Annotated in this window: 19 protein-coding genes; 8 read left to right on the forward strand and 11 right to left on the reverse strand. The window is 61.9% G+C overall.

Annotated elements, in window-relative coordinates; all coding sequences use genetic code 11:
- Positions 1-30: 30 nt before the first annotated feature.
- Positions 31-1,611 (forward strand): glycogen/starch synthase, encoded by a 1,581-nt coding sequence (locus HZ994_17610; protein ID QTN34057.1) that lies wholly within the window; start codon positions 31-33, stop codon positions 1,609-1,611.
- 6 nt (positions 1,612-1,617) lie between these two features.
- On the opposite strand, the gene pdeM is transcribed toward HZ994_17610, so the two are convergent.
- From pdeM to HZ994_17625, 3 genes are all read right to left on the reverse strand, one after another.
- On the reverse strand, positions 1,618-2,283 hold the full coding sequence (gene pdeM / locus HZ994_17615) for a ligase-associated DNA damage response endonuclease PdeM (GenBank protein ID QTN34058.1): 666 nt from the start codon (positions 2,281-2,283) through the stop codon (positions 1,618-1,620).
- 12 nt (positions 2,284-2,295) lie between these two features.
- A complete protein-coding gene (locus HZ994_17620) occupies positions 2,296-3,819 on the reverse strand; it encodes a hypothetical protein (protein QTN34059.1) in 1,524 nt (507 codons plus the stop codon).
- Between the two features lie 125 nt (positions 3,820-3,944).
- Positions 3,945-6,536 carry a VCBS repeat-containing protein gene (locus HZ994_17625; protein ID QTN34060.1) on the reverse strand — a complete coding sequence of 864 codons (2,592 nt, stop codon included), beginning with the start codon at positions 6,534-6,536 and terminating at the stop codon, positions 3,945-3,947.
- Between the two features lie 159 nt (positions 6,537-6,695).
- On the opposite strand from HZ994_17625, the gene HZ994_17630 reads away from it, so the two are divergent.
- Together HZ994_17630 and HZ994_17635 are read left to right on the forward strand one after the other, a co-directional pair.
- The gene (locus HZ994_17630) at positions 6,696-8,324 is read left to right on the forward strand and encodes an NAD+ synthase (protein QTN34061.1); all 1,629 of its coding nucleotides are present in this window, start codon (positions 6,696-6,698) and stop codon (positions 8,322-8,324) included.
- A gap of 43 nt (positions 8,325-8,367) precedes the next feature.
- Positions 8,368-8,739: a glutaredoxin gene (locus HZ994_17635; protein ID QTN34062.1), complete on the forward strand. Its 372-nt coding sequence runs from the start codon at positions 8,368-8,370 to the stop codon at positions 8,737-8,739.
- A gap of 6 nt (positions 8,740-8,745) precedes the next feature.
- Here the strand turns inward: HZ994_17635 and HZ994_17640 are convergent, their stop codons facing one another.
- Positions 8,746-9,825 carry an SAM-dependent methyltransferase gene (locus HZ994_17640; GenBank protein ID QTN34063.1) on the reverse strand — a complete coding sequence of 360 codons (1,080 nt, stop codon included), beginning with the start codon at positions 9,823-9,825 and terminating at the stop codon, positions 8,746-8,748.
- A 94-nt stretch (positions 9,826-9,919) separates the two neighbouring features.
- On the opposite strand from HZ994_17640, the gene HZ994_17645 reads away from it, so the two are divergent.
- Positions 9,920-12,355, forward strand: coding sequence for a penicillin-binding protein (locus tag HZ994_17645; protein ID QTN34064.1), 2,436 nt, complete (start codon positions 9,920-9,922; stop codon positions 12,353-12,355).
- Between the two features lie 4 nt (positions 12,356-12,359).
- Here HZ994_17645 and HZ994_17650 read toward each other — a convergent pair whose 3' ends face one another.
- The 6 genes from HZ994_17650 to rpe all read right to left on the reverse strand — a co-directional run bounded on the left by HZ994_17650 (position 12,360) and on the right by rpe (position 17,676).
- Complete coding sequence (locus tag HZ994_17650) at positions 12,360-13,733, reverse strand: hypothetical protein (protein ID QTN34065.1); 1,374 nt, start codon at positions 13,731-13,733, stop codon at positions 12,360-12,362.
- A 3-nt stretch (positions 13,734-13,736) separates the two neighbouring features.
- On the reverse strand, positions 13,737-14,456 hold the full coding sequence (locus HZ994_17655; GenBank protein QTN34066.1) for a hypothetical protein: 720 nt from the start codon (positions 14,454-14,456) through the stop codon (positions 13,737-13,739).
- A 98-nt stretch (positions 14,457-14,554) separates the two neighbouring features.
- Positions 14,555-15,214 carry a hypothetical protein gene (locus HZ994_17660; protein QTN34067.1) on the reverse strand — a complete coding sequence of 220 codons (660 nt, stop codon included), beginning with the start codon at positions 15,212-15,214 and terminating at the stop codon, positions 14,555-14,557.
- Between the two features lie 99 nt (positions 15,215-15,313).
- Entirely contained in the window at positions 15,314-15,868 is a 555-nt protein-coding gene (locus tag HZ994_17665; protein ID QTN34068.1) for a plasmid pRiA4b ORF-3 family protein, read from the reverse strand.
- Positions 15,869-15,917: 49 nt separating this feature from the next.
- Complete coding sequence (locus HZ994_17670; GenBank protein QTN34069.1) at positions 15,918-16,814, reverse strand: hypothetical protein; 897 nt, start codon at positions 16,812-16,814, stop codon at positions 15,918-15,920.
- Between the two features lie 19 nt (positions 16,815-16,833).
- Positions 16,834-17,676 (reverse strand): ribulose-phosphate 3-epimerase, encoded by an 843-nt coding sequence (gene rpe / locus HZ994_17675; GenBank protein QTN34070.1) that lies wholly within the window; start codon positions 17,674-17,676, stop codon positions 16,834-16,836.
- A gap of 455 nt (positions 17,677-18,131) precedes the next feature.
- On the opposite strand from rpe, the gene HZ994_17680 reads away from it, so the two are divergent.
- Positions 18,132-18,410, forward strand: a complete 279-nt coding sequence (locus tag HZ994_17680; protein QTN34071.1) for a hypothetical protein — start codon at positions 18,132-18,134, stop codon at positions 18,408-18,410.
- A gap of 304 nt (positions 18,411-18,714) precedes the next feature.
- Here the strand turns inward: HZ994_17680 and HZ994_17685 are convergent, their stop codons facing one another.
- On the reverse strand, positions 18,715-19,377 hold the full coding sequence (locus tag HZ994_17685; protein QTN34072.1) for a DUF2306 domain-containing protein: 663 nt from the start codon (positions 19,375-19,377) through the stop codon (positions 18,715-18,717).
- A 59-nt stretch (positions 19,378-19,436) separates the two neighbouring features.
- Here HZ994_17685 and HZ994_17690 point away from each other — a divergent pair, with 59 nt between their 5' ends.
- The 3 genes from HZ994_17690 (at position 19,437) to HZ994_17700 (ending at position 22,464) form a co-directional block, all read left to right on the forward strand.
- The gene (locus HZ994_17690) at positions 19,437-20,138 is read left to right on the forward strand and encodes a YARHG domain-containing protein (protein ID QTN34073.1); all 702 of its coding nucleotides are present in this window, start codon (positions 19,437-19,439) and stop codon (positions 20,136-20,138) included.
- Positions 20,139-20,186: 48 nt separating this feature from the next.
- On the forward strand, positions 20,187-20,648 hold the full coding sequence (locus HZ994_17695; GenBank protein ID QTN34074.1) for an iron-sulfur cluster assembly scaffold protein: 462 nt from the start codon (positions 20,187-20,189) through the stop codon (positions 20,646-20,648).
- Positions 20,649-20,718: 70 nt separating this feature from the next.
- Positions 20,719-22,464: an ATP-binding cassette domain-containing protein gene (locus HZ994_17700; protein QTN34075.1), complete on the forward strand. Its 1,746-nt coding sequence runs from the start codon at positions 20,719-20,721 to the stop codon at positions 22,462-22,464.
- Positions 22,465-22,477: the final 13 nt, after the last annotated feature.

The following is a 22,477-nucleotide window of genomic DNA, read 5'->3' on the forward strand; positions in this document are numbered from 1 at the left end:
TCCTACGGCGGCTCCCCCGCTTCCAAACACATGCCAAAATCACTCAAGACAACAAACCCGAGGATTCTCATCGTCACCCCGGAAATTACGTATCTTCCGGCCGGCATGGGGAACATGGCGCAGAGGATGTCCGCCAAGGCCGGCGGGCTGGCCGATGTGTCCGCATCGCTCGTATCCGCGCTTTTTAACCTCGGTGCCGATGTGCATGTGGCGATGCCGAACTACCGCAAGCTCTTCCAGGGCGATGTCTTCAACCTCCATGAGAAGGAGCTGAAAAAATACCACGAGGTGCTTCCCGAGGCGCACATCCACCTCGCGGAAGACCGCATTTTCTACTACCGGGACCGCGTTTACAGCAATCATTCCGATGAGGCGATGCGCATCGCTCTGGTGTTCCAGCGGGAGGTGATCAACCACATCGTGCCCAAGGCGCGTCCCGACCTGATCCACTGCAACGACTGGATGACCGCGCTCATCCCGGCCATGGCGAAGCGGCGCGGGATCAAGAGCCTGTTCACCGTTCACAACATCCACACCAGGCAGGTGAGCCTGGAGCAGGCGGAGGGCACCGGGATCGATGCCGCGGAGTTCTGGATGAACCTGTATTTCTCCGCGAACCCCGGCGGATACGACCATGCCCGCTCCCACGTGCCGGTTGATCTGCTGACCTCCGGGATCTTCGCCTCGCATTTCATCAACACCGTCAGCCCGCGCTTCCTATGGGAGATCGTGGAGGGCTGGCATCCCGTGGTGCCATGGTCGGTGCGCGAGGAAATCCGCAACAAATATCACGCCGGCTGCGCCTCCGGCATCCTTAACGCGCCGGATGCCTCCTACAGCCCGAAGACCGATGATTCCCTCGTCCGCAACTTCACGCACAAGGACTTCTGGGATGCGAAGCGGGAGAACAAGCTCGCCCTACAGCACGAGCTGGGACTGGATCAGAATCCGGACGCTCCGCTCTTCTTCTGGCCATCCCGCCTGGATCCCGTCCAAAAGGGGCCGCAGCTTGTCACCGATATCCTGGTGAAAACCGTTTCCGATTACTGGGACCGCGGCCTGCAGATCGCAGTGATCGCCAACGGGCCGCATGAGGTGCATTTCAAGCAGATCATCAAGGATTTCAACCTGGGGAACCGCGTTGCCATCGTGGATTTCAATGAACGCCAGTCGCGCTTGGCCTATGCGGCCTCGGATTTCATGCTGATGCCTTCGTTGTTCGAGCCGTGCGGGCTGCCGCAGATGACCGCGCCGCTCTACGGATCCCTCCCTGTGGTGCACGGCACCGGCGGGCTTTACGACACGATACGGCCCATAGATGTGCAGAACTCGACGGGCAACGGCTTCCGCTTCGACAATTACGATGCCGGTGCGCTGCGCTGGGGTGTGGATCGTGCGATGGAATTCCATGCGCTGCCCTTCGAGATCAGGGAGCCTCAGATCCGCCGAGTGATGAAGGAGAGCAAGAAGGAATTCAGCCACGAGGAGGTGGCTCGGCGTTACATCGAGATCTACGAGCAGATGCTTGCCCGCCCGCTCGTCGAGCAGGAGGCGGGTGAGGAGTTCAAGGGGCTGACGGCCGCGAATTACTCGTTCCTTCCCAGTTCGTAGGAGGGCCTATCTTGCCCTGGTGATCAGCGAGCCGGGGACTTCGATCACCTCATCCCTGTGGCTTACGAAAAACCTGTCCCCCTTTCCGGGGTGGACGATGTGGCCGCCGGTGAAACTCCCGAAGGCTGGCAGTGTCAGGCGGTTTCCCGATAGGTGGAAGCAGGGCAGGCGCAGCGATGTTTTCCGCCCGTCCGGGATGCGCAGCACGGGGTGGATGTGGCCGCAGGCGGTGGGCATGCCATGCACCGCATCCTCCGGGCTGTGGACGATGCGGATACCGCACAGATCAAGGTGATCGGATGTGCCGATGCTGGTGGGAAGCCCGCGAATCCTGCGGTCATGGTTCCCGGTTACGAGTGAAAAGGGGATTCCGATCTCTTGGGTGAAATCGGCAAGTTCCTCCATCAGCGAGGAGTTGGCTCCGGCGGGGGCGTGGAAGAGATCGCCGGCGATGACGAGCTGGTCCGGGCGGTGCACGCGGATGAGCTTGGCGAGGCGGGCGAGATCGCGGGCGGTGTCACCCTCCGGAACAGGCAGTCCGTTGGCGCGGAAGGCGGCGGATTTCCCAAGGTGGATATCGGCTGCAACAAGATGCGTGCGCTCGCCGAGCACCAGAAGTGCGCTATCGGGCAGGAGCTTCAGTGGGACGGGTGCGAAACTTTCGATAAGCATGGCGTCCTGTGTTTACCGGCGGTTGGCGGGTTTGCCCTCCTCCTCCAGGTGAAGCAAAAGGATGCGGCGGATCTCATCGGATGCCGCCGGATGGTTCGGCACCCCATGGTTTGAGGGCACGATGAGCTCAGAGGCGACCGGGCTGACCCGCGACGACCAGTAAGGCACCACGCCGTCGCTGCTTTCAGGCGTGTCTCCCTGGCCCTTGTCGCCGATGATGGAGTGGAATGCCATCCCTGCGGGTAGGGGCATCCGTTCCAAGGCCCGGAAGCCGCGGCTGTTTGGCGAGAGGCTGCTGATCGCGGTCGGCGGGCGTAAGGTCTCGGACTCCGCGCTGCCGTCAAGGGAGCTTCCGAGGCCTTGCGCGGTCGCATCAAGTATGCCGATCGTGAGGGTCTTCGGCAGCCGGATCAGGTTGGAAATGAGTGCCGTCCCCCTGAAGTTGGCCATCGGGCTGCCGCGGTGCGGGACGGCCATGAAGACGATCCGTTTCGGATCGGCGTAGGGCTTGTAGAGCAAACCTTCCCGGATCAGTTCACGGGTTGTGGCACTGCTTTCCAGCTGGTCGAAGGGTGTGCTGAAGTGGGCGTCGTAGAGAGCCGTGCCGGGATCGGTGACCGCCGTCCGCGTGAGAAGCCCGCCCATGGAGTGGGTCAGGACCACCATCTTTTCCAGGTTCCTGTCGTCGCCCTGGGAGCGTGCGTATGAGGATGCCTCCTCCATGTTCTGGCGGAATTTCATGGCGTTGTAGAGCCAGGGGGTGCCGGTGGGGTAGTTGTAGAGCCAGATCTGGTAATTTTCCCTGAACCATGGCTCGGGCGAGAGGTCGTTGATGATATCGCGGTAGGCTTCCGGGCTCGATACCAGGCCGTGCACCATCACCAAGGGGATCTTGTCGGTGGTGTAAGGTTCGAGGAAATAGAGCCCCGTTTCCTTGGCAAAGCGCTCCGGGATGATGACGTTCTGGATGCGGAGGTTGTCGAGTTCACACATGTACCAGAAGAAATCCACGGGTGCGGTCCAGTCCGCCGCGAGGTGGTGGGTGTTCCTTCCGACCCTGTAATCGTCCTGCACCCAGCGCTTGGGGAAACGCCATTCGGGAACCGGTTTTCCGAAATCGAGCATGACCGTGAGGTTCCGCGGCTGTCCGTTGGGCGGATAGAACTTCGGACGCTCGACCCCGACCGGGGTTGTTGCCGTCCAGGCAACGGCAGGGATTCCCAAACCGTCGGTATAGTTGTGGCGATCCTTGGTGCGGATTTTCACCTTCGAGGCGGGGAAAAGCGCATCGACACGGGCAAGATCCTCATTGAGCCGGCCGGGCTTGGAAATGACGGTTCCGATTTTCGACGCCCGGGAATTCCAGTCGCCTCCACCGCAGCGGAGCTTGTCGAACAGAACGCCCACGGATTTGTTGTAGCTCTCCTGCGCCAGATGCCACTCCTCCTTTTTTCCGGGATCGGCAAGGATCGCCCAGTTGCGCCGCGCGTTCTCGAGCACTTCGTCGGCATTCCCGCGCGAGGCGATGGGAAGCATCCTGCAGGTTGGCGGCTGGGGTGAGCCGCAATTGAAGAGAAGGACAAGCGGGAGGAGAAAAACAATGGAACGCATACGAACTGCGCCCTACGTAATCCATCAGTCTGGATGGAACAAGAGGTTCCTCAAGGACTGTAAAGCACCCGGAAGCGGCCGAAATGGGCGGGAGGCGGCGAGGGAATGTCGTAGCGGTAGGTTGTGCGCTGGTAATTGGCGTTGAAAGGGTTGCTCGTTACGGTGATCCCCGCCGGCGGCGCTCCGAAAACCAGGTTTGTGGCCGCCTCCAGGCGGTAGTCGATCACATCCGCCCCGATGCGCTGAATGGTTTCCGCCACGAAAGCGCGGTTCGATCCGTTGACCTCGACACGGAACACCGGCAGTCCCTTGGTTGCCGTCGCGAAATTCCCGATCACCGCGCTGTCGGCAAGGTTCGGATTCATGTTGAATGCGTATTCCTCGTAGTTGGATACGCCGTCGAGATCGGGATCCTCGAAAGGTTCCGTGTCGGTCCCGGTCAGTCCGAACGACTCGGCGTATGCCTGCACCGCAGCCGCTCCCTGCGCCCACAGGATATGGTCGCCCGCTTGGCTGGCCACGAAGATGTCCATATCGCCGTCGCCGTTGAAGTCCGCCGCGATGACGGCCTCGGTTGTTTGGCTCCCGTATGTCGGTGTCTCAAGGACAAAGGACCCGGAGCCGTCGTTCGTCCATAGCTGATCCGGATTGGAGAAAAAGCCCCTGCCGAACCAGAGGTCGAGATCGGTATCCCCTTCGAGGTCGAATGCCGCAGCGGAAGTGGTGTTGTTGCCTGTGAAGACCTGCGCGGACTCCGTGAAGGTGCCGGAGCCGCTGTTCGTGTAGAGTTTGCTGCCTCCGGAAGAGTTCGCGCAGAGGACGTCGAGCCCCGGGCTGCCATCGAAATCCCCTAGCAGGACGGCGCGGGTATTGCCGGTGCCGAGCGACTGCCCGCTGTCGGTGAAATTCCCGGTGCCATCCCCGAACCAGATGGTCGTCGGGAGATCAATGCTGCCGACAACGATATCCACGTGCGCGTCGTTGTTGATCAGCCCGACCGCGATCCCGCGCGTGTTCCCGGTGCCGAGCGCATCGTATGGGGTGAATGTGCCGGTGCCGTCGTTGCGGTAGATGCGGTTCTGCCCCGCGCCAAATCCGTATGGCGCGTTGCCCACGATCGCATCCAGGTCATTGTCTCCGTCGACGTCCGCGATGGCCACGCAACCGCCGTTTTCCGCGCCGATCAGCTGCGGGCTCATGGTGAATCTCCCGGTGCCGTCGTTGAACCACACCCGATCCGCAAGATCCGCGTTTCCTCCCCTGGGATTGTTCACGACAAGCAGGTCGATGAAATTGTCCCCATTGAAATCACCCGCGCCGATGGCTCCGTTGTTGTTCCCGAACCCGTTGGGGAGGGGGTTTGGAGTGTCCCTGAATTGGCCGGCTCCGTTGTTCCGGAGGATGCGCACGATCCCCCCTCCGTTGCCCATTGCGATATCGATGTCGTTGTCACCATCGAAGTCACCCTGCGCCAGGCAGGATGCGCTGCTGCTGCCGAATCTCTGCCCGCTGTCCTTGATCGGGCCGCCCTGGTTGACGGGCACCCGGTTCCAGAGCTCGCTGGGGTAGCCGTTGATCGCGAGGAAAAAGTCGGTGTCGTTGTCCCCATCGAAATCCGCCGCCTCGATATCGATCGCGTTGTTGATGCCGAGGGTGACGGGTGCCAGCGTGAACGTCCCCGTGCCGTCGTTGCGCCAGACCTCGTTGGGCTGGGTGGTGTTGTTCCCCACCACCGCATCGATGTCCGAATCATTGTCCAAATCCGTCAGGACCACGCAGAACGAATAGCCGTCGCCGAGGCTCTGTCCGCTGTTCGTGAACGTTCCGTTGCCATCGTTGAACCACACCTCGTTGTCGTCGGCGAAGGGCGGATTGAAACCGTCGGCCACGAACGCGTCCGGAAAGGTGTCGCCGTTCAGGTCTGCGAACTGGATGTCAAAGGTGGTGCCGCCTCCGAGCTGCGTCGCGCTCAGCGTGAAGACACCGCTGCCATTGTTGATCCAGAGCTTGTTCTGGCCGTTGATCGAAAGGGCGATGTCCGGAAACGTGTCTCCGTTGACATCGAACACCGTGGACGACTGCGCAAAGGCGCTGCCCAATTGCTGTCCGCTGTCCGTGAAAACGCCGTTGCCGTCGTTGAGCCAGACCTCGGTGTAGATCACCGTGCTGCCGCTCATCGGGCTGTTTGCCGGAAGCACGACATCCAGATCGTTGTCCCCGTCGAGATCGGCAAGCGAGACCGCCACCCGCGAGTAGCTCCCGCTGATCGACTGCCCGCTGTCCGAGAAATTCCCGCTCCCGTCATTGAGCCACACCTTGCAAGGGCCCAGGTGGGTGGCGAGGAAAAGATCGGGATCCCCGTCGCCATCCAGATCGCCCAGCTGGGCGGCACCTGCAGCGGGAAGGGGGGCGGCGGTGGGGCTTTGTGTGAAGACGCCGCTGCCGTCATTCAGGAGGACTGTCCCTTCGTCGACGAGATGGATCAGGCAGACATCGAGATCGCCGTCATCGTCAACGTCGGCGGAGGTTGAGTCGATTGCAGTTGTGCCCTTGATTTTCTCCGCCCATGCGACCTGGAATTCCGCAAGGGCGGCGAGGCTGGCGATCAGGGAGAGGCCTGTTAGGAGGATTGGTGTCTTCATGGGGAATCGTCTTCGTTGGGGATTGATTGGGAGGGGCGGAAAAATGCAATTTCTCCATTACAACATGCACGCAGTGCGGGTCAATCATGAAGCCACCCCGTTTTCCCGTGCATTTGGTGTCGCATCCCTGCCCTGCGGGTGGTTTGTTCGCTGCGAGACATGAAAGTCGGCATTGCACAGATCAACGCGGTGGTGGGGGATTTCCCGGGGAATGCGAAACGCATCCTGGCGGCCTACAGGGAATGCCTGGAAAAAGGTGCGGAACTCGTGGTCACGCCTGAAATGAGTCTCGTCGGATATCCACCGCGCGACCTTGTGTTCAAATCACAGTTCGTCCCCAAGTGCCTGCAGGCACTCGACTACCTGGCCGATGAGATCAAGGATGTGCCTCTGCTCGTCGGCTATGTCGATCACCACGAAGGGAAAGTCGGCAAGCCTTATCGAAACGCCGCCGCATGGCTGGAGAAGGGCGGGATCAAGGCGAAGTTCTGGAAAACCCTGCTGCCGACCTACGACGTCTTCGACGAGCGCCGCTACTTTGAGCCGGGCGAGTTTTGCGAGCCGTTCACCTGGCAGGGGAAGCGCATCGGCGTAACGATCTGCGAGGACATCTGGACGGAGGACTACCTGCAGCGCCCGTTTTACGACCGCGATCCGGTCGAGGAACTCACCGCCAGGGGTGTCGATCTGCTGATCAATCTGAGTGCTTCGCCATTTCATCTCGGAAAGCCGGAGAACCGCCGGAAGATGCTCGGCGATGTTGCGCGCGAGGCCGCCGTCCCTGTGGTCTATTGCAATTCCCTCGGTGGCAACGACCAACTCGTCTTCGATGGTCACTCGATGGTCGTGGATGCATCGGGAAATGTCGTTTCACAGTTCGCCGGTTTCGCGGATGAGTGCCGGGTGGTCGATCCCTTCTCTGCCGGTGGGATCGAAGTCCTCAAGACCTGTGACTCCCAACAGCTCTACGACGCCCTCGTGCTCGGCCTCCGCGATTACACCTCGAAATGTGGTTTTTCCACTGTCTGCCTCGGCCTCAGCGGCGGGATCGACTCCGCCCTCACCGCCGTCATCGCCGCAGATGCGCTGGGGCCGGAAAATGTGCGCGGCCTGACCATGCCCAGCCCATACTCATCCCGGGGCAGCGTGGAGGATTCCTTCGCACTCGCGGAAATGATCGGCATCCGCTGCGATGAGGTCTCCATCTCCGCCGCATTCGATGCGGTGAAGCATTCCATGGCACCCATTTTCGAGGGCAAGGCCGAGGATGTGACCGAGGAAAACATGCAGGCTCGCCTGCGCGGGCTTTTCCTCATGGCGCTCTCCAACAAGGACAACCACCTCCTCCTCACCACAGGCAACAAGAGCGAGCTCGCCGTCGGCTACTGCACGATCTACGGCGACATGTGCGGAGGGCTCGCCGCCATTTCCGACCTCCCCAAGACCAAGGTCTTCGAGGTGGCGAAATGGGTGAACCGCAATGGTGAGCGCATCCCCTGGAACACGATCAACAAGCCCCCCAGCGCCGAGCTCCGCCCCGACCAGAAAGACCAGGACACCCTTCCGGAATACGATGTCCTCGATGCCATCCTCGAACTCTACGTCGAGCAACACCTTGGCGCGGAAGAGATCGTCGAGCGCGGCTTCGAGGAGGCCATGGTTCGCTGGATCCAGCGCCGCGTCGATCTGAACGAGTGGAAACGCCAGCAGGCCGCGCCGGGTATCCGCGTCACCACCAAGGCCTTCGGCATGGGCCGGCGCATGCCCATCGTGCAGAGGTTTCTGTGAAGCGGGTTGCAAATCCCGGGCCAGCCCCTACCTTGCGCCCAACATGAACACCACCCAGCCCAAGATCACAGCCTACCTGAAAACCTTCTGCGGATGGAGCGAGGGAGTCCGCGCCATCATGCGCAAGTATGAACTGCCCTTCGAGGAAAAGGACATCATCAAGAACCCCGCCTTCCGCTGGGAGATGGAGCAGCGCAGCGGCCAGCCGCTCTCCCCCTGCGTCGAGATCAACGGAATCATGCTGCCCGATGTCAGCGGTGAGGAAGTCGAGAAATGGATGTTGGAAAACGGGGTCGTCACCGAAAACGAAGTCCAGCCCGACGCCCCGATCGACTCGGCCTGCACCGACGAGCAGCATGAGGCGATGGCCGCCGGTAGGCTGCCGCTTCCCGGGAAGATCAAGTTCTTCGATTGATCGCCGCTAGAGCGCGAGCCGGTGCCTCACCTCCGGCGGGGTGTCTGCGTTTTTGCCCAGCTCTATGGCATGGAAGCTGGCCCAGTTGGGGGCCGGATGGGTCAGGCTCTGGAATTGCGCGATGGATTTCCTGTCATCCAGCCCGCCTTCCAGCATGAGCGGCTTCGCGAGGTGGGTCAGGTAGCTGCCCTGGTTGGAAAAGACCCTGGGCATGAATCCCAAAGACCCGGCGGCATGCGCGAGATCGGTGAAATCCACATGCGCGGTGATGTCTTTTTCCCCGGGCGCCTCCAGCGCATCCTCGCCGGCCTTGTGGCTGGAAAAGGTGCGGAGCGTGCCGGTGGTGCGGTGGCGGTCGTAGTATTCCGGGGCGGCGAATCCGTAGTCGGTGAAGAGCATGGTGCCGCCTTCCATGCCGGCCGCGATGGGTGTCAGGAAATCCAGGAAGTTTGTCCGCATCTCCGTGCGGTAGCCTTCCGGGAAATCATTTCCCAGCTCCACTAGCCGTGCTGACAATGCGCTTCCCTCCTCGATTTCCCTCGGCCTGTAGCCCAGTTGGCCGCCGGTGGCCACAACGTGGAGTTCCATCCATTTCCCGGAGCGCATTTCGATGAGATGGAAGGGCAGGGCATCGAGGATCTCGTTGCCGAACGCGAAGCCGGGAAGCGGCTCGGCTGCGAGTCCGCCCGGATCCGCAACGATGTTCAGCTTTTCCGTGAACTCCGCAAGCCGCTCCGCCTGAAGGTTGCGCAGCAGCGGCAGGGGCTCCGCGATGGCATACCGGAGGGCATCCCATGCATCGGGGCGGATTCCGCGGAGTTCGCCAAGGATGTCGGCGGCGAGCTTCCCGTCGTGCGCACCGATCTCAAGGATACGCCAAGCGCCGGGACGCCCCGCATCATCCCAGCCTGCGGCGAAACGGCGGGCCAGAAGCCTCCCGAAGAGATCGCCGACGCTGACGCTGGTGTAAAAATCGCCCCCGCGCCCGACCTGCCCGCCGGTTTTCGCGTAGTATCCGAGTTCCGGATCGTAGAGCGCCATTTCCAGATATTCCGGAAATGGCATCGCTCCCCGTTCCGTGATCATCGCATGCAAGGAAGGGGTTGCCGAGACATCTGGATTCGGGTAGTTCTGTGGGCGCAAAGAGTCGCCGGAAGGCGTCTTGGGATCGGCATCGGGCATGGCGGAAAACAGGAGCAACTACCGGAGGAAGGGCGGCAAGCGCCGTTTCTACAAGCGCAAAACCTTTTGGATTGTGAGCTTCATGCTTGTTCTGGTCGCGGGGGTTTTCGGATTGCTGTTTGCGGAGCAATACACCCGTGAATACCGCGAAAGGGCGGCCCGCTACGATCTCTCCCAGATCAACAAGATCGAGGTGCCCAGCGTGATCCAGGATCGCAGCGGAAAGGAGATAGGGCGCATCTTCGTCCAGAACCGCAGCATCATCCCGGTCGGCGAGGTTCCTGAGCTTTTCATCGATGCGCTCCGGGCCGGCGAGGACCAGCGTTTCTATACGCACGGCGGGGTTGACTACTTCGGGGTTGCCAGGGCGGCGAAGGATTGGCTCCAGGAAGGGCAGGCGGTGTCGGGCGCGAGCACGATCACCCAGCAGCTAGCCCGGAACGCTTATCCCCTCAAGCAGGATGCGATGGCCAAGGGCGAGGGCGGGCTGCAGCGCAAAATGGTGGAAGCCTTCCTCGCGATGCGCATCGAGGAGAGGTATTCCAAGCCGGAGATCCTCGGTTTCTATCTCAACAGGATCTATTTCGGAAGCGGCTTCTACGGGATCAAGTCCGCCTCGCTCGGCTACTTCGGCAAGCCGCCGGAAGATCTCACCCTGGCGGAGTGCGCGACGATCGTGGGACTGATCAAGAACCCTACGAAAAACTCGCCTCTCAACAACATCGCCGCCAGCACCAAGGCGCGCAACATGGTGCTTACCCGAATGCGGGATGAGGGGATGATTTCCGGTAAGGAAATGGCCGCCGCCCAGGCGGAGGCCATGGTCATCTCGCCGGATCCCTTGCGGCGCGGCACTTCCCACCTCTACGAGCGCATCGCGGACAGCGTCGGCAGGGCCTTGGGTGCGGATGCGCTGGCGGCGGGGGGCTTTACGATCCACACCACCATTTCCGCAGAGGCGCAGGACGCTGCGGAGAAAGCCTTGGCTGTCTCGCTGGCGGATGCGGAAAAGCACCCCGGATTCACCCGCCAGAAATACAGGGACTACGACCGAAAGGCCGGCGGCATGGCACCCGAGTATCTCCAGGGAGCCGTGTTCATGGTGGATCACAGGACCGGTGAGGTGCTCGCGCATGTCGGCGGGCGGGACTATGCGGAGGTGCCCTTCGATTTCATCGAGATGGGGAAACGGCCTCTTGGCACCGCGTTTTTCCCTTTCCTCTATTCCGCCGCCCTTGCCGACAAGCATACCCCGGCATCCCCGCTGGAGGACGAACCGATGGACAACCGCGCGGTCATGGTCGGCGGGCGCGAGGGCATACTCGGGGAGTGGGGCATGGAAGTGCCTTCCCCGAAATACGAGGGCTGGACGACGCTCCGCAATGCCTTCGAGAATTCCAAGATCGCGGCAACCGTCCGCCTCGGCTCGGAAATCGGGATACAGCGCATCATCGATGCCGCGGTTTCCTTCGGATTCTCGATGAAAGGCTCCAAGCCTTTGCCACGGGTCAGCGTGGGCTGGGAGCCAGCCTCCCTCAAGGAAGCCGTCACGGCGATGTCCACCTTTCCCCTGGGCGGCAGGAGAGGGCCGGCGAAATTCCACTACATCGATCGGATCGAGGATGCCGATGGGCTTGTGGTCTATCGCAGGGCGAAATCCGCAAACCCGCCCGGACGCCTTCTTGATGAAGGCGTGGCGTGGCAGATGCACAGCATGATGGCTGGCGGCATGAAAGATGGAAGCGCGCGGGGGTTGGCCGGTTCGCTCATCGAAAAACCATTTTCCGGGGCTGGAAAAGGCGGGACGACCCATGATTTTTCCGATGCTTGGTTCCTCGGCTACAATGGGCGCGTCACCTGCGGCGTCTGGACCGGATTCCTCCAGGGCAGCAGCGATCCCATCTACCCCGGGGCATTCAGCCGCGATCTTGCCATGCCCGTCTGGGCGGCAGCCATGAATGCGGTGACACCCGCCTTCGGGGGGAAGGCAATCGAAAAGCCGGATTCCATCGTGGATGTCGAGATCTGCTCGGTCTCCGGGCAGCGGGCGACCGAGTTCTGCCAGGAACTCGTCGAGGATGTCGCCAGTGGCACGGTGAAATCCGTCAGAACCGTGAGGATGGAGGGTTTCCGCGAAGGTGCGGACAAGCTCCCTTTCTGCGGCCTGCATTCTGGTGGCGGCGCTGCGGAGATCGATTCGGGCCTCGCGCTCAGCCACCTGCCCGCCCTCGACACCTTGCCCATAAGGCCCAAGGCTGCGGTGCTGCTGGGGGAGGATCCGTATCACTCGGAGCTGCCCAGCTATGCGCCGGCAGGCAGCGCCCGCAGTGGGATGCGGGGCGGCACCAACGTCCTGGATAGCCTTGAGCTGGAAAACTTCGACGAGGAGATACGCATGCGCAGGCCGCCGAGGCTGGAGATCCAGCCGGACTGACCTGCTAGCGCAGCCGCAGCGGCTCGGCCATGGGATCGGGTTTGAAGAAGATCACTCCCGGCCTTCCGTAGAGCTGCAGATCCAGGGCGGAGCGCTGGGGTGTGCTCAGCGGTGTGAGATGCGGCGCTTTCCCACCCGGCTGCGTGAACTTCGAGATGGCGGCCAATGCCTCCGGGGAGGCAATGACGCGGGCATTTGCCGCAAGCCTGCCATCGCTCAAAAGCATGCCGTTCCCGATGATGCATGCCTCCTCGCTGACCAGCCGAGCATCCGGGCAGCGCAACGCCCCGTTCTGGAAAAGGAAGATCGCCTGCCCGCGCTCGAAGCGGTTCCTCTGCGCCCCATGCCCGGCATCCACCCCGCCCGCCTCAACGATCCACTGCCCCTGCCATGTTGCGGGAGCCTGGAGATAGCCTTGCACGCGGCCTTGTGCTGCGATCTTCCCGGCTTTCGCCTCCAGACCGCTGCCTGTCCGCATCTCCCAGCCGTTTTGCTCCGGCACCACGCACTCCACGAGGAATGGCAAGCCCTGCACCAGCCCGACCTGTGCCCCAATCCGGAAATCCAAGCCGAAGATCCCTCCGTCCACGGTTCCGGCCGTGAGCGCGGGAGCCGACCACTTGAGCGGGATTTCGGTTTTCCCGGGAGCTGTCCCGCCTGTTCCGGTCAGCCGTTCAATGCTGATGAGCGACGTCGCATCCTTGCCTGCCAGCGGCACTCCGCCATTGATCCCGGATGCGTGGAAAAGCGGCGTGCGCAACATCAGGGTGACGATGCGCAGGCTGCCGCCGCGCACATCCATCCAGGTGGTCGGCTCCGTGGGCTTGCTGGGCGGGGCTGTCAGAACATGGGGCCGCTGCCCGGCCCCGGCTGACGGCGGAGGGGAGGGCACGCCACCCTCCGGCGCGGCGGGCACCTGCGCCTGGGGCCTTGCGGTGGCGGGATTCGGATTGGTGGCGGCCAGCACGGGCACGTCCTCTTTCTGCTGGATTTGCGAAAGCAGCTCGATGGGGATGCACAGCTCCGGCTTCACGATCTCCATGCCCTTGATGGAAAGCCTTTTCCGCGCCAGCTCCATCCAATCCGGATGGATGCGCACGGATTCCACGGATACCAGCGGCCTGCCAAAGGCCTTGCGGAGGGCGGGCGGCTGTTCCGCACGCAATCCGTAAACGGTGATCCCGTTCCAAGGCGACCATGTGGCTCCCTGCACGCTCGTTTCCAAGGGCAGCAACCGGGATATTTTCGCAGCGATGAATGCCCTGCCCTTGGGGCTGACGAGGTAAAGGTTGCTGATGCCGAACGCGAGCGGAGGTGCGGCCAGCGCCAGGGCCAGAAACGCAAGCCCAAGTCTCCGTTTCCAACTCCAGCTGCTCATGGCTCAGCGTGGAGCCGGTGCGGTCGGCGGTTGCATGTGCCCGGCCTTGCCCAGCGCGAAGCGGATCACAAGGCTCTTGTCCAGAAGGCGGCTGCCCTCCGAGGAGATCTCCTGCGCACGGTAGACGACAATGCCGAAGCCCTTGCCATCCATTTGTCCGACCGCGAAATTTTCCTTGGTCTTGCCCAGGCCGGTCTCCTCCTCGAAACGCCATTCCCGACCGGACCACGCGCCGAGTATGCTCGAGGGATCCGCCTTGATGTCCTCCAGTCGCTTCAACTCGCCGCTGGGCGAGCGCACCACATCCTTCTCGGGATCGTAGCGGAGGGTGGAAATCACACCCGCATCGCCTGTGGCGGTGATCGTCCAGGTTTTCCCGAAGGTTTCGCGCAGCATCAGCATGACCTCCGAGGTGGCCTTGAACTCGCGCTTCGCCCAGAGGGCCAGGTAATCGTCATACTCCTCCTTGGTGAGTCCCAGGTTCTCATGGTAAGGCAGGGGGGCGCCGGGCTTCGCAGACTTTGAGTATTCCGCAAACCACTCCGCATTCTTGCGAGCCGAGGCCTCCACTTTTGCGATGTACTTTTCGATCTCCGGCGGCGGCACGACGATCCCGATGTTCGCACGCACCGCCACGTCCTTTTCGAAAAGCCCTTCGAAAACCTTGGGGACGTCGGCGGCCAGCGGGGAGGCGAGCAGGAAAAGGAAGCTGAGGAATTTCATGGCAGGCGGCAGAGAGTGGGGGCACCGCGCGGACAACTCAAGCCGCAATCCCGGGCGGCGACGCGGATTTTTTCCCGGGCTGTTCGCCGAGTTCATCGTCAGCGCCGGGCGAGCCAATCCTTGCAGCCGTATTTGGCCCCGACGAGCGCGGCAACCCTGGACTCGTCCACGCTGAGATCCGCCTCCCACCAGCTTTCCGCCAGCCGCTCCGCGAAAAGCTCGCCCCGCAGCCTGGAATCCCCGCCCGTGGCGACGGAACCCTGGTGCAACAGCCCGAGCTTGCCGCGCCTCTGGGCGGCTCCCGCCAGCTTCGCCCCCCCGGCATCCATGAGATCATGCTCGACGGGGTTCTCAAAACACATGTCCCCGGTCTTCCTCCTCCCTGCGGAGAAATCCGGCGAGCCGCCCTCCGCAACCAGCACTTCCAGGAGGATGTGGTGGATGGCCCGGTAGCTCTCGCCGCCCTTCATGCGCGCGATCTCCCTGTCCCTGGGGACGATGAGGCTGTATGTCCAGTCGGCGCGGTGATCGACGATGCCGCCGCCGGTCCACCTGCGCACGAAATCCACGCCCGGCAGCCCGCCCGTCGCCTCGGAGAGTTTCCCGAAATAGCCGAGGCTGCCCCATGCTCCATCCCAGCGGTAGATGCGCAATACAGGGCTTTCCGCCCGCTCCAGAAGCCATTCGTCCACGGCCATGGCCTCCGGCCCGCTTCGCGGGACAGGATCGAACCACAGCTCCATTTCCCTGAATATCACGGTAAAAACCTAGGTGCCGCAGCTAGCATGGAAAAGCCAAAAACACAGTCGTGTGACTGCGGGCGGAATGAAAGCGGATGCGCCGGGGTGGGGGAGGGCTCACTTCCGCTTGCGCGTTTTCTTCGCCTCGAAATCGACGGCAGCGATGTCAAAAACCTCAGGATCGTAGCCGGGATGCGCCCACTCGATTTCCCCAGCCAGCGCCTGCATGTATTGGAATGCGCCACCAAAGTCCTCCGGAGGGCAGGCGCGCTCCCCGGCGATCATGACCGGCGGGCCCTCGCCCTCCTCGCGTTTGTCGAAGACCACCTCGTGGATCCATTCGTCGGCGAAATCATAGCGGTAGAGCATGCGCAGGGGCAGGCGCTTGCGGCCCATGTAATCGGCGACGGTGAGCTTGGCCTCGTCCTGGAAATCGCCGAGCGTCTGGTCTTGCAGGCCAACCGGGCCGATGACATCGACGAGGCGCTTGCCCTTGCCGTGGCGGAACTCGTGGGGATGCTTGTTTTCCCAGCCCATGGCCGCCTGGATCGCATCGCTTAGCCCAAGGAAGGTGACGGATGTGGGGATGGAGAAATGCCTCCAGACCTTCGGCTGTATGCCGTAGGTGAAGACCTTTACAAGCACCCGTTCCGCTCCGCTTTTCTTTGGCATGCCCGAATCCTAGGAAATTCGCACCGCCGGTTCAAACCGAAACATGCGCTCAGTTCCGGGGTGCGAACTGGTTCAGGTTCTCCGCGGATTCCAGGATGCCCGCCTGGTAACGCTGCAATTGCGCGGGGGTGAGTATGCCCTCGAATTGGCCCATCCTGCGCTCCATTTCCTCCCTGTGGATGGCGGCGATCTCCTCAATGCCCATCGGGCCGCCCGCGCCGGAGGCTGCCAGTTTTCCGAGGAGCCGGTAGCCGTCTTCTGTGATGCGCCGCTGGCCTATGGGCAGCACGGACCCATCGAGGAGCAGGCGGGCGCCGGAGGGGATGGAGGCCGCCTCCTCTTCGGCATGCTTTCGCAAAACTCCAAGCGCTTGATCCGTTTGTTCGGCAGTTAGGTCGAGCTTGCCGAGTTCCTGGACATACTGCTCCATCGCCTTGGAATGGAGCTGGTTGTTCAGGCTGCGCTCCTGAAGCTCTTTGAACGCCTTGGCCTGGTCCTCGCTGAGCATGGAGAGGATCGACTGCTGGAGCTTTTCCCCCGCATCCGCGTAGGCTGCGCCCAGTTCCTCACCCTCGGACAGGCTTGGCTCCGACTCCCTGATGGCCGACTCAAGGGTTTTGGCCTGGTCCGCATTCAGCCCGAGGACTTCGATGAGCCTGTTCCACTTCGCCTGCTCGGCCTTTTCGGCTGATTCCGGGGGCTTGGCGTCGCCCACAGGAAGATCCCTTTGTGGAGAGATGGCTCGGTCGATGTCGCTGGGAGCCATGCGCTCCGGCGGTATGGCCAGAGGGTCGCCGTTGCCTGTGGTGGGGCGCTTCCTATCCTTCTCGATGACAACGATCTTGTTCTCGATGCCATCGAGCTCGGCCGTCGCGGATCGGATCAGCCATCCGAAGGTGAAACCGATGGCGATGGATATGGCGGAGCTGATGAGGATGGTTTTCAAATGACGGTTGGTTTGGGTTTCATGCTTCGCGTATGGCGGCGATGGCGGCGGCCATGTCCTTCGCCCCGAAGGTGGTGGAGCCGGCGACCATCACGTTCGCCCCGGCGGCGTAGGAAATGGCTGCTGTTTCGGCTCCGATCCCGCCATCCACCTCGATGTGGTAGGCCAGGCCTTTCTCTTTCCGGAAATCGGCGGCGGCACGGACTTTTCCCATCACCTCCGGCATGAACGGCTGCCCGCCGAAGCCCGGGACAACCGTCATGCAAAGCAGGAGATCGATCTTTCCCAGGAACGGAATGACATTTTCGAAAGGGGTCGCGGGATTCAGCGCGAGCCCGGCCAGGCAGCCCGCCTCCCGGATCCGCTCCAATGTTTCCGTGACATCGTGCTCCGCCTCCACATGCACCGTGATGCAGTCCGAACCCGCAGCAATGAAGCGCGGCAGGTAATGGTCGGGCCGCGAGATCATCAGGTGCACGTCGAGGAAAATGTCGTTCGACTCATGAATTGTCTGCACCATCGCAGGGCCGAAGGAGATATTGTCCACGAAATGCCCGTCCATCACGTCGAGGTGAAGCCAGTCGGCGCCCGCCGTGATGGCGCGGGAGGTTTCCTGGCCGACTTTCGAGAAATCCGCAGCGAGCAGGGACGGGGCGATGATACGGTCTTGGAAGGTTCTGGCGATCACGCGGACTAACGAAGCATGGTGGGGCTGGATGGGAAAGAAAATCCGGGGTTGCCACAACGGAGGTGGGTGTCGCCGCGAGATTTCACGGGAGGAAATTCGGCATCCGCCCGACCAAGCTGGGCTCGGAAAAACCTTTTTTGCCAAGGCAACGCGTATGGCATGCCGGCTTTTCATGGGCAGCGAGTAAGCCGCCCGCATGGCAGCAAGAACCGGCGATAAGCGACGAAATCTCACTCATGGCCGATTTCGGGTTGCGATTTCTTTTGTCGTGCTGTCTGCGGTTTCTTCTAACGCATTGGTGAATTCGCGAAGCCATTCGGCAAGCGCTCCGGGCGACAAGCCGGCGCCGCGTCCGCGCATGGTCGGCAGGTTCGCCGAGCCTTGCCTCCCTGCCATTTTCCGGTTGCTCCCCCAAGCCCCCCTGACCGTCAGGGACGGCGAAGGCTTCGTGACCAACCAACACCTACGACGTCCTCGGCCGCCTCCTCGTCCACACCAAGGCCGATGGGGTGGAGGAAAAAGAGCGGTTCCGAACCCTGATGCGGATGATGGAGAATTTCACGGGCTGCCGGGTTCTGTCCTACTGCCTGATCTGCAACCAGATCCACATCCTGCTGGAGGTTCCGCCGATGCCGGAGGGCGGATTGCCGGATGCGGAGTTTCTGAAAAGGCTCTCGGTGCCTTATGGCGAGGTGGTCGGTGGCGGACCGAGGGGGAATGGTAAAATGGCGCGGGAGGTGCTGGTAAGGGCGATCACATCGGATGCCGATACAGGTTTTTTATGCAGGGGAATGGAAGGAGGCATCGAAGAGATACCGGAGGTTGCTGGGGATGGCTTTGGAAAGGAAACCTTCAAATTCCAGATCTCAAGTTTCAAGGAAGAGCACGGCGGTGGACGGGATGAATGATGCGGAGGCGGTGGCGGCGGAAGGTGAAGGGACAGCGACCGAAGGGCGCCCCCACGGTGTCTTACCGGTGCTGGATATGGCGAAAATGCTGCGCTGCCGGGTAAGGTATTTTACGGACGGAGCGGTGATAGGCGGCAAGGGCTTTGTGAACGTTGCGTTCGCGGCGGCCCGGGTGCGATTTCATCGGTTGATCCATGGTCAATAGGGGAGAAGGGGACTGCGTTCCCTTCCGCTATCCAGTCGTTCTCCCGTTCCCTCCCAAAGGGGTTTCAAACCCCTACTACACACTGGGTGCCGATCAAAATCAGCCCGCCTGCGGCGGCTGGCGAGACCTTCCCCCGCCCCTGCGTATCCACCACTCCGCGAAAATGATGTTCGGGATGAAGCCGAGCCATGCTACGATGCGGTAGGTATCCATCGGGGGCGGTTCGAAGGCAATGACGATGAGGTATTTCCATGCCCGCAGGGTGATGGCGGAGAGCGTGAGGGCGTAGCTGCGTATCATCCACTCGCGGTGCGCGGCGAAATCGCGCCGCATCACGCTTCCCCAACCCATGGCCGTGGTGCCCAGCCACAGAAGCGCCAGGGTGGCGAAGGCGATGCGGGAGGTGATCCCGCCGTTCGCATAAAACGCCATCACGAGGCTTGCCGGGCCGGTGACGAAGAGGACGGTCAAGACATACAGCTTGCCCATCACGCGGTGGAGCTTGCGGTGTTTCCGCAAAACCCATCCGGAGAACTGGGTGAAACCCGCAAGCAGCGGGATCATGCTGGTGAAGACATGGATCCAGAACGCCAGCTCCCAGTGGCGGATGCCGATGTATTGCTGCTTGATCCGGAGAAAGGCGGCATCGCTGCGCACCGGCCAATATTCCAGGGTGATCCGCAGCATGAGCCATGAAAAGAATGCGAGGGCTGCCAGCGATAGGCCGCCAAGGATGATCCGTTTTGTTTCAGCCCGCCCCATGATTTCCTTGCTTTGGAATCGCGTTTCGGGATGCTCTTAGCCAGCTCAAAAACAGAACCATGAAAAACATCGCCGCTCTCTGTGTTGGTTTCTCCATGTTCGCCTTTGTGTCCGCCCAGGATGATGCGGATGTCAGCAGCCCGGACAAGGCCGCCGCCGCGATGAAGGGCACGTACGTGGGCGATTTCGGGGGAAAGAAAATCACCGTTTGCCTGGATCGCATCGTTGGGAAAACGGTCACGGGCTATAGCATCGTGGCGGGCAACGAGCGTGCCTTCAGCGGCTCCTTCAAGGCATCGGAGAAGGGTTTCGAGATCGTGGCCGAGGAGCCGGGGGACAGGCCGGATGACGGGCTTTTCAAGATGATCTACTCCCCGGAAAGCGACGACCTGGGCGGGATCTGGAAACCGAACGACCCGAAGAAGATCACCGAGCGTGTGTTCGTGTTGCCGAGGCGCATCTACAAGTATGACCCCAAGGTCGGGGACTACCCGCAGTCCTCCACCAAAAAACTCGCCGAGAAGGATGTGGAGAACATGCGTCCGGCGGAGCTGCGCATCATGCGCAACGAGATCTACGCCCGCCACGGGTATACCTTCCAGCTTGCGGACATGCGCCAGCACTTCGATAGGCAGGGCTGGTACATGGCGGTGAACAAGGATGTCACCGACAAGCTCACGGCCACCGAGAAAAAGAACGCGGAGCTGATCAAACGCTACGAAAAATACGGCGAGGAATACTATGACAGCTTCGGGAGATAGCGGACATTTCGGCTGGGAATCGCGCCGCTCCCGCCCCAGAGTCGCGGTGTGAACGAATTCGAGCAGAAAATCGGCGAGGTGCTGGCCGACCCGCAGAACCAGGGCGAAATGGCGGACGCGGATGCCGTCGGCACGGTTGGCTCGCCAGAATGTGGCGACATGATGCGGGTGTGGCTGAAATTTTCCGAGAAGGACGGCAAGAAAGTCATCGACCGCGCGTCCTTCCAGGCCTTCGGCTGCCAGACGGCGATCGCCGTGGCCTCGGTGGCGACCAGGCTTCTGCAGGGGAAAACGGAGGAAGAGGCAAGGAACCTTAGCGCCCAGGAGCTAGCGGGCGATCTCGGCACCCTGCCGCCCATGAAGATCCATTGCGGCCAACTCGTCGAGGGGGCGTTGCGCAACGCGCTCGATCCTAGCGATCTCACGGATGCCCCACAGAAAGGCACCCTCCTTGGCCAGATCAGCTCCGGCAAGCCCTCCGCGATACGCATCGTCCCGATCGGCGATTGAATGCATTTTCCTGAAAAACGATAAACCGGGGAGCGTTGCCGCGTTCCCTTATCCTTAAACCCATTCCCCAGTGCTAGAACTCAAGGACGTTTGTTTCACCATCAGGAAGGACGGCGAGGATGTGAACCTCGTGGACCGCGTCTCGATCAAGGTTCCGAAAGGGCACTTCATGGCCATCGTCGGCCCATCCGGCTGCGGCAAGACGACCTTGCTGAAAACCATCGCCGGGCTCAACCCGGAGTCGGGCGGCGCGCTTTTCTGGGAAGGCCGCAACCTTTCCGAGGAGGGGGATTTCGAGCCTTCGGAAATCGGCTACGTGCCGCAGTTCTCCATCGCCTACGATCCACTCACCGTGGATGAATCCGTGGAGGCAGCAACCCGGCTGCGGGTGAAATGCAGGGGCACGGAGGAGCTCGATCAGCGCATCGACCACGTGCTTGAGGAAACCGGTCTCAGCCCGATCAGCGACAGGCCGGTGAAAGTGCTATCCGGCGGCCAGAAGCGCAGGCTCGGGCTCGCGATGGAGCTGGTCTCCGATCCCCGCATCCTGCTTTGCGACGAGGTCACCTCCGGCCTCGATCCCCGCTCGGAGCGCGAGATCGTGCGGCTTTTGCACGACCTTTCCCGCAAGGACGGGCGCATCGTTCTGTCCGTCACGCACTCGCTCGCCCACCTTGAGCTATACGATTCCATCCTCGTTCTCCACGAGGGCCGAGTGGCCTTCCACGGCCCGCCGGAGCAGCTGACCCATTATTTTTCCGTGAAGGATACGGAGGAGGTCTATCCACGGCTTGCCGGCCAGCCCTCCGAGCGCTGGCATGCCTCCTGGGGGAAGCACAGCGACCACTATTATGGCATGCTGGAAAAAAACCGGGTGCGCCTCATCGCATCCGGCGAACTCCCGCCCGTTCGCGACAAGCCGGACGGGGCGGAGGCCGGGGATGGGGAAGTGCGCGACACCCGCCTGCCCGGATTCATCTCCCAGTTCACCACGCTCCTTTCCCGCCGCTGGCGGATCTTTTTCCGTGATCGCGGGCAGGTCTTCCTCCAACTCGCCATCCTCATCTGTTTCCCGCTGCTCGTCACGCTTTTCAGCAACAAGGCATCCGGCAACATACGCAGCTACTCGGACACCCGCCAGGACAACATCATCCAGGAAATCCAAGAGCAGCAATCAGTCCGCTCCGACCAGGCGAAGGTCGGCTCCGCAATCTCTGGGATCATCATGTTCCAGGTCGTCCTGCTGGCGCTGATGGGTTCCAACAACTCCGCCCGCGAGATCGCCGGCGAGAGGCCGATCTATGAAAAGGAGAAATTCGGCGGCTTGCGACCCATGGCCTACCTTTCCTCGAAGGTGGCCTTCCTGTCCTGCCTTGTGATCGCCCAATCCCTGTGGATGGCGTTTTTCGTGAACATGTTCGGCGCATTTCGGGGCGACTTCGTCCAGCATGCGGTGTTCCTTCTGCTCATCAACGCTTCGATGACAGCCATCTGCCTAGCCATCTCCGCGCTGATGCGCACGGCCGAGCAGGCCTCGCTGCTTTCCATCTACCTGGTAGGCTTCCAGCTTCCGCTCTCCGGCGCGGTGCTTGCTCTCCCGGAGCACATCGAGAGGTTCACCCGCCCCTTCATCTCCGCCTACTGGTCATGGTCCGGTTCCGTGGAGGCGCTCCAGGCCCGCGTGCACGGAGCGGTGAAATCCGTCATCGACACTTCGCTCTCGGACCAGGATTCATGCCTGTTCACCCTTGCGATCCACATTTCCGTCGCCCTACTGCTCGCATGGATAGGCACCCGCCGCCCGCAATGGGAATAACCTTCCAATTTCG

Source organism: Akkermansiaceae bacterium, assembly GCA_017798145.1.
GTDB lineage: Bacteria > Verrucomicrobiota > Verrucomicrobiia > Verrucomicrobiales > Akkermansiaceae > Luteolibacter.